Source organism: Chloroflexota bacterium, assembly GCA_014360805.1.
Lineage (GTDB): Bacteria > Chloroflexota > Anaerolineae > DTLA01 > DTLA01 > DTLA01.
Map to the genome: position 1 here is coordinate 1 of JACIWU010000116.1, position 6,910 is coordinate 6,910.

Below are 6,910 nucleotides of genomic sequence, written 5' to 3' on the forward strand. Positions count from 1 at the left end.
GGGCAACACACGCGAAAGGACATGCCCTGCAAGATGGATGAGGACCGGACGAAGCCCGAAGTCGCCATTGGCGAACTGCTTGTGCGGCGGGGGTTGACCCTCGCCGTGGCCGAATCGTGCACCGGCGGGTTGATCTGCCATCGCATCACCAACGTGCCCGGAAGTTCGCGCTACCTGGAAGGCGGCGTCGTGGCCTACTCCTACGCGGCGAAGGAGCGGCTGCTGGGCGTGGATCACGACACGCTCTACGAGCACGGCGCGGTGAGCGAGGAGACCGCCCGCGAGATGGCGAACAACGTCAGGCGCGCGTTCGGGGCCGACATCGGCCTCTCGGTTACCGGCATCGCGGGGCCGACGGGGGGCCTGCCGGGCAAGCCCGTGGGCCTGGTGTACATGGCCCTGTCGGCGCGGGGGTTCTCGCAGTGCGTGTGGCGCGTCTGGCCCTTTGACCGAGAGGGGAACAAGGCGGCCTCGGCCGAAGCCGCCCTGCAAATGCTTTTGGAGTACCTGAAGGGTCTAGGGGACTAGCCGCGGCCCGCTACTTGCCCGCGCGGTTGGCCTTTTCGCGCACCTTCTGGCCGAAACGCTGGACGTCTATGATGGCGCGGGTGTGGGTGCCCTCGCCGATCTTCTCCTGCTCGTCCCACGCTTCCACGCGGAACACCAGTTTGCGGCCGTCCACCTGCACGAGTTCGGACTTGGCCGTAACCGTCATGCCGACGGGCGTGGCCGCCAGGTGGCGCACATCCAGCGCCACCCCCACCGTCCGATGCCCTTCGGGCAGGAGATGATCCACCGCCTTGACCGAGGCGATCTCCATCAGCAAGATCATCTGCGGCGTCGCGAAGACGTGGACATTGCCGCTGCCCAGGTGTTTGGCCGTGTGTTCAGGCCCCACCACCAGGCTGACCGTTCCCGTGAGGCCGGGCGCGAGTTTTTCCATTCGGGCATCTCCTTGAGCGATGTAGCAGGCGCGAAAAAGGAGCCAGGCATGAGCGTCCTGGCTCCTGATGTGCAGTAGTCCTAGCCCGCGGGGGCAGGCTCGGGCTGGAAGAACGCCTCAAACTCCTTCTCGTCCAGAGTCTCCTTCTCCATGAGCGCCTCGGCGATGGCGATCAGGCGCTCCTTGTTGGCGAGGAGGACCTCTTTGGCGCGCTCGTAGGCGCTGTTGATGATGCGGCGCACCTCCTCGTCAATCTCCTGCGCCACCTTCTCGCTGTAGTCGCGCTGCTCGCCGATTTCGCGGCCCAGGAAGACGAGTTCCTCTTTCTGGCCCCAGACCATGGGCCCGAGGCGCTCGCTCATGCCGTAGCGGGTTACCATCTGGCGGGCCAGTTGGGTGGCCTGCTCCATGTCGTTCTGCGCGCCGGTGGTAACCTCGTTGAAGATGAGTTCCTCGGCGGCGCGCCCGCCCAACATGAATGCCATATCGTCCAGGAACTTGGACCGCGTTCGGATGTACCGGTCGCCTTCGGGGCGCGTCGCCGTCAGCCCTAGCGCCAGTCCGCGCGGGATGATGGTCAACTTGCGCACCGGGTCGCAGTTGGGCAGGCTCCGCCCCACCACGGCATGGCCGGCCTCGTGATAGGCGGTGATGCGCTTGTCCTCGGGACTCAGGAGCCGACTCTTGCGCTCCGGCCCCATCAGGACCTTCTCAATGGCCTCTTCAAACTCGGCCATGCTGATGCGCTTCTTGTTCCTGCGCGCCGCCAGGATGGCCGCCTCGTTGACCATGTTTTCAATGTCGGCGCCCACGAACCCCGGCGTGTCCTTGGCCAGCGCGTCCAGGTCCACATCCGGCGCCAGGGGCTTGCCGCGGACGTGCACCTCCAGGATGCCTCGGCGGCCCTTCAGGTCGGGCGGGTCCATCACCACACGGCGGTCAAACCGCCCAGGCCGCAGCAGGGCCGGGTCCAGGATGTCGGGGCGGTTGGTGGCCGCCATGATGATGACGTTGGTGTCGGTGTCAAATCCGTCCATCTCCACCAGAATCTGGTTGAGGGTCTGCTCGCGTTCGTCGTGACTGCCGCCTAGGCCGGCGCCGCGATGCCGCCCGACGGCGTCAATCTCGTCCACGAAGACGATGCACGGCGCGTGCTTTTTGGCTTGGTCAAACAGGTCGCGGACCCGCGACGCGCCCACACCCACGAACATCTCCACGAACTCCGAGCCGCTGATGCTGAAGAACGGCACGCCCGCCTCGCCCGACACGGCCTTGGCCATGAGGGTCTTGCCGGTGCCCGGCGCGCCCACCAGGAGCACGCCCTTGGGGATGCGCGCGCCCAGGGCGATGAACTTCTGCGGCTCCTTCAGGAACTCCACCACCTCGCGCAGTTCCTGCTTGGCCTCGTCGGCGCCGGCCACGTCGTCAAAGGTTACGGTGGGCTTGTCGCCCGTGAACAGGCGCGCGCGGCTCTTGCCGAACGACAGGGCCTGGTTGTTGGTCCCCTGGGCCTGGCGCATCAGGAAGTAGAACAGCGCAAACACCAGCACCATCGGCAGGAAACTGCCCAGGATCGCAATCCAGTTGCCGACGTCGCTGGGCGCTTCCATCTTGAAGGTGATCTTCGCCAGTTGTTCTTGGCTCACCCCCAGATCCTTGAGCGTCTGGATGGCGCTGATGCCCGGTTCCTTGCGCGAGGTCGCTTCCGGCACGTCCGGGTTCTTGTACACGATCTTGATGACATCATCCTTGACCCGAATCTCGCGAATCAGGCCATCCTGGGCTTGCTTTGCCACTTCGCTGATGTCTATCTCCTGGGGTTTCTGGCTGGGCGTGAACAGGCTGTACAGCAGCGCCACCGCCGCGACCAGGATCAGCAAATATACAAATCCATTTTTGAACCGACCGGGATTCACCCTATATCCTCCGTATTCTCAAGCGCCTTTATGAGGCGCGTGCCAATCCACTATCCGACTATCCGACGGCGCAGGCCCATCCCCCGTCATCGCTCCTCAACGGTCAGACGGGCCGCGCCCGTTCAATTCCTGTTTGCACATATATTATACCAGACTTTGCCCGCCCACACCAAAAACGGCGGCGCTACTGCTCGGCCCGCCGTATCCGCCACAGATGGGTGTACACCACGAACCGATGCGGGCGCAGGTAGCCCACCAGGGTTTGGTTGAGAACGTCGGCCAACTGCACCGAGAGGGAAGTGGGCGAGGAAAACGACGCGACCAGGCTCACGCCGAGGCGCGCGGACTTGGTAACAAACTCATAACTGGCGCGCCCCGTGCCCAGCAGGAACTTGTCGTCCAGAGGAATGCCACGGAGCACGCACGCGCCCAGGGCCTTGTCCACCGCGTTGTGCCGGCCGATGTCCTCGCACACGACCACCGCCTCGCCCGAGGCCGTGAACACCCCTGCCGCGTGAATGCCGCCGGCCACTCGGTATGATTCCTGCGCGGCGGCCAGCAGTTTCGGGGCGCCGCGCAGGGCGGCATCCGCAACCTCAACGCCCGCGCCCAAGGGCGGGACGGTGCAGGCCCAGTCGCCGGGGGCGTTGGCCGCGCACCCCGACCGAACGAAGCGCGGCTTGGCGAGTTTCTCGGCGTCCAGACCAGCACCCGGGCGCAGGTGCAGGCTGACCCTCTTGGGGACATCGCCCCCATCGGTGTCCACCGACGCGATGTCTTCCGCGCTGGACACAATGCCCTCGCCCAGGCAGTACCCCACCGCCAGTTCCTTCTCCAGCCCGGGCGTATGCATGAGCACCGCCACCAGGGTGTCGCCCACGGCGATTTCCAGGGGCGCTTCCACGACGACCCACCCCTCTTCGGGGCCGGGCGCTCCCCACGGATGCCCCTCCCACCGGAAAAGCCCCGGAGACTCCACATTCCCCAACCCCTGGTTTCGTCGCTTCACTCTGACCTCCGATCTTCGGTGCGCTGCAACGGGACGGACGCAGTATGCCTGCTGTGCGCCACGCTTACGGCCCGCCCTCCGCCGTCGGCTCGGTCGTCGGCGACGGTTCCGGCGTCCACGTCGGGCTGGGCGACGGCAAGGGCGTCGGCGTTGGGCTGGCCTCGGGAGGGGCCGTTGGCGTCGGCGTTAGGCTAGGCGTGGGTGCAGGCGTGGGCGTGCGGGTCGGCGTGGCGCTGGGCGTGCGCGTGGGCGTCGGCGTAACGGTGGGCGTGCGGGTCGGCGTAGGCGTGGGGTTCGCCACCTCCACCAGCACGCGACTTTCCACGGAGTTGCCGCGATGATCGTACACAACCAGGCGCAACGTGTAGAGGCCATTGGCCAACTCGCGCGTGTCCCACTGGGTCAGTAGGCCGCGATCCACCATGTTGCCGATGGGCGCGCTAACCGGCCCCCAGCCCAGCGGACTGCTCCCCACGCCGTACTCCACCACGTAGTGGGAGAAGTCGCCCATGCGCGCGGTGCCGATGACCTGCACGAGTCCGGCTACCTGCGCGCTCGGCTCGGGGCGCTCTATGACGGCGATGGGCGCAAAGGTGTGCACGGAGCAGGGGGACGCCGGCGGTTGGGGGATGTTGTTCTTCTCCACCCACGGGCGGAACTCTTCCGGCCAGACCTCAAAGTAGCGCTCCTCCACCACGTTGGCCGGACAGAACTCGGTGGCGCGCTGTCCGCTCACGGTGCAGATGCGTACCAACTGATGGACGTCCTTGCTGGGGTCGGTGGGTTGCGTGCCGGCGACAAAGACCTCCGTGCCGCGCGCCGGGCACACCTCGCTGGGCGCCGAGCCTGACACGGTGCAAATCTCCGCGGTAACAATTCCTGGCGGGCGGACGAATTCCTTCGGGGGCACGCTCTGCAGCGCCTCTTTCATGAAGCGATTCCAAATCGGCCCGGCCGCCCGCACCCCAGGCAGGCGCTTCATGGGCGAGTTGTCGCTGTTGCCCACCCACACGCCCACGGCCAGGTCGGGCGTGTACCCGATCGTCCAGCCGTCGCGGTAGTCGTCGGTGGTGCCGGTTTTCGCCGCGGCGGGCCGCCCGATTTCCAGCAGGTTCCCAGGGCCGAAGGCGGGCAACCGCGCCTTGTTGTCCGACAGGATGCTCGTGATGAGATACGCATGCTGGGGCGACACGACCTGCTCCCCACGATTGGGATTCAGGGATTCAATCACATGCCCCTGGCTGTCCACGATGCGGCGGATGGGTGTAGGGGGAAGGCGCACGCCGCCATTGGCCAACGCCTGGTACGCCCCCACCATCTCCAGCAGGGTAACGTCGCCGCCGCCCAGCGTCAGCGACAGGCCGTAGTCGGGCCGATTCAGCGATGTAATCCCCAGTCGGTGCGCGGTCTCCAGCATGTTCTTCAGCCCCACGAACTGGAGGGCCTTGACGGCGGGGATGTTGTAGGAGTTGGCCAGCGCCGTGCGGACGGTAACGGGGCCGTGCTCCTTGTTGTCGTAGTTGTGGGGCTTGTAGGGCGGGTTAGCGCCGTCCGGAAACTCGGTCTCCATGTCCAGGATCACCGTGGCGGGCGTCCACCCCATCTCAAACGCCGTGAGGTAGGTGATGGGCTTGATGGACGAGCCGGGCTGCCGAAGGCGCAGGGTCACGTTCACCTGGCCGTCTATGCTCTTGTCGTTGAAGTCGGCGCTGCCGACCATCGCGAGGATTTCGCCGGTGTGCACGTCCAGGGCCACCAGCGCACCGTTGGTGGCGTGGTAGGGGTCGCGCACCTGGGCGATGTGCTCGCTCACGGCGCGCTGGGCGATGGCCTGCATCTGCGGGTCCAGCGTCGTGTAGACCTGGAAGCCGCCTCGGTACAGCACCTCGGTGCCGTACTTCTGCTCCAGAATCTCGCGCACGTAGGCGACGAAGTGCGGCGCTTCCGAGCCGAATCGGGGCGGCACCAGGTTCAGCGCCTGCTGGGCAGCGGCCTCGGCCTGGGCGCTGGTGATGTAGCCCTGCTCTACCATGAGTTGCAGGACGACGCGCTGGCGCTTCTTGGCGGCGTCAAAGTGGGCATACGGGTCGTAGAGCGCAGGGGCCTGGGGCAGGCCGGCCAGAAACGCCGATTCCGCCAGATCCAGCGCCGCCGCGGTCTTCCCGAAATACGTTTCGGCCGCCGCCTCTATGCCATACGCCAGGTTGCCGTAGTTGATCTCGTTCAGGTAAATCTCCAGAATCTCGTCCTTGCTATAGCGGCGGGTGATTTCGGCGGCGAGCACCGCCTCGGTAATCTTGCGTTTGAGGCTCACCTCCGGCGTCAGGAACAGCGTCTTGACCAGTTGCTGGGTGATGGTGCTCCCGCCCGACACGATACGGCGCTCGGTAACGTCGTACCAGAGCGCGCGCAGCACCGACAGCGGGTCAAACCCAGGGTGGCGGTAGAAGTTGGCGTCCTCGGTCGCAATCGTCGCGTTGCGGACATAAGGGGAAATCTGGCTGAGGGGCACCAGCGTGCGCTTGCCGCCGTAAGGGTCAAAGATTTCGTACAAGAGGCCGCCGTTGCGGTCGTAGATTTTGGTGCTCAGGAACGTGGCCGAGCGCGCCCGCAGTTCTTCGGGCGGCGGCAGGTTGCGCGCGATGCGGGCGTAGAGCACAACGCCGACGGCGAGGGCCGCGAAGAACAGCGCCACGGCCGCCGCCGACGCGATGGCGAAGGCCCTGGCGGCGCGGTACATGGCGCTTGGCCGCGCCCGTGCCGTGGCGGATGGGTGAACAGGGTGTCTGTGCATCGTGAATCTTCTCTCTTGGAAAACCTGCTTGAAGAACGCCCGAAACGGGCTTCAGGTTCCGACAGCATCAGGTTCGGCCTCATTATAGTATGGGCGACGGGCGAGGCAAATCGCGCGGGCGCGCCGCCGATTTGGCCCGCCTTGTGTTGGCAACCGAGGCGCGGAGCATTTTCGGAAGTGCGTCGCCCCTGATATGGAAGGGCGTGTCAAGTAGCGCCATCTGTTCATCGCTTTCTTTGGGCAAGGGT

5 protein-coding genes are annotated in these 6,910 nt (G+C 65.9%); 1 reads left to right on the forward strand and 4 read right to left on the reverse strand.

All coding sequences use genetic code 11. From position 1 onward, the window contains the following. Positions 1 to 21 precede the first annotated feature (21 nt). On the forward strand, positions 22 to 528 hold the full coding sequence (locus H5T65_13365) for a CinA family protein (GenBank protein MBC7260218.1): 507 nt from the start codon (positions 22 to 24) through the stop codon (positions 526 to 528). 10 nt (positions 529 to 538) lie between these two features. Here H5T65_13365 and H5T65_13370 read toward each other — a convergent pair whose 3' ends face one another. The 4 genes from H5T65_13370 to H5T65_13385 all read right to left on the reverse strand — a co-directional run bounded on the left by H5T65_13370 (position 539) and on the right by H5T65_13385 (position 6,662). Then, positions 539 to 943, reverse strand: a complete 405-nt coding sequence (locus tag H5T65_13370; GenBank protein ID MBC7260219.1) for a thioesterase family protein — start codon at positions 941 to 943, stop codon at positions 539 to 541. Between the two features lie 80 nt (positions 944 to 1,023). Next, positions 1,024 to 2,859 (reverse strand): ATP-dependent metallopeptidase FtsH/Yme1/Tma family protein, encoded by a 1,836-nt coding sequence (locus tag H5T65_13375; protein MBC7260220.1) that lies wholly within the window; start codon positions 2,857 to 2,859, stop codon positions 1,024 to 1,026. A gap of 184 nt (positions 2,860 to 3,043) precedes the next feature. Next, the gene (fdhD, locus tag H5T65_13380) at positions 3,044 to 3,868 is read right to left on the reverse strand and encodes a formate dehydrogenase accessory sulfurtransferase FdhD (GenBank protein ID MBC7260221.1); all 825 of its coding nucleotides are present in this window, start codon (positions 3,866 to 3,868) and stop codon (positions 3,044 to 3,046) included. Between the two features lie 64 nt (positions 3,869 to 3,932). Beyond that, on the reverse strand, positions 3,933 to 6,662 hold the full coding sequence (locus H5T65_13385) for a PBP1A family penicillin-binding protein (protein MBC7260222.1): 2,730 nt from the start codon (positions 6,660 to 6,662) through the stop codon (positions 3,933 to 3,935). Positions 6,663 to 6,910: the final 248 nt, after the last annotated feature.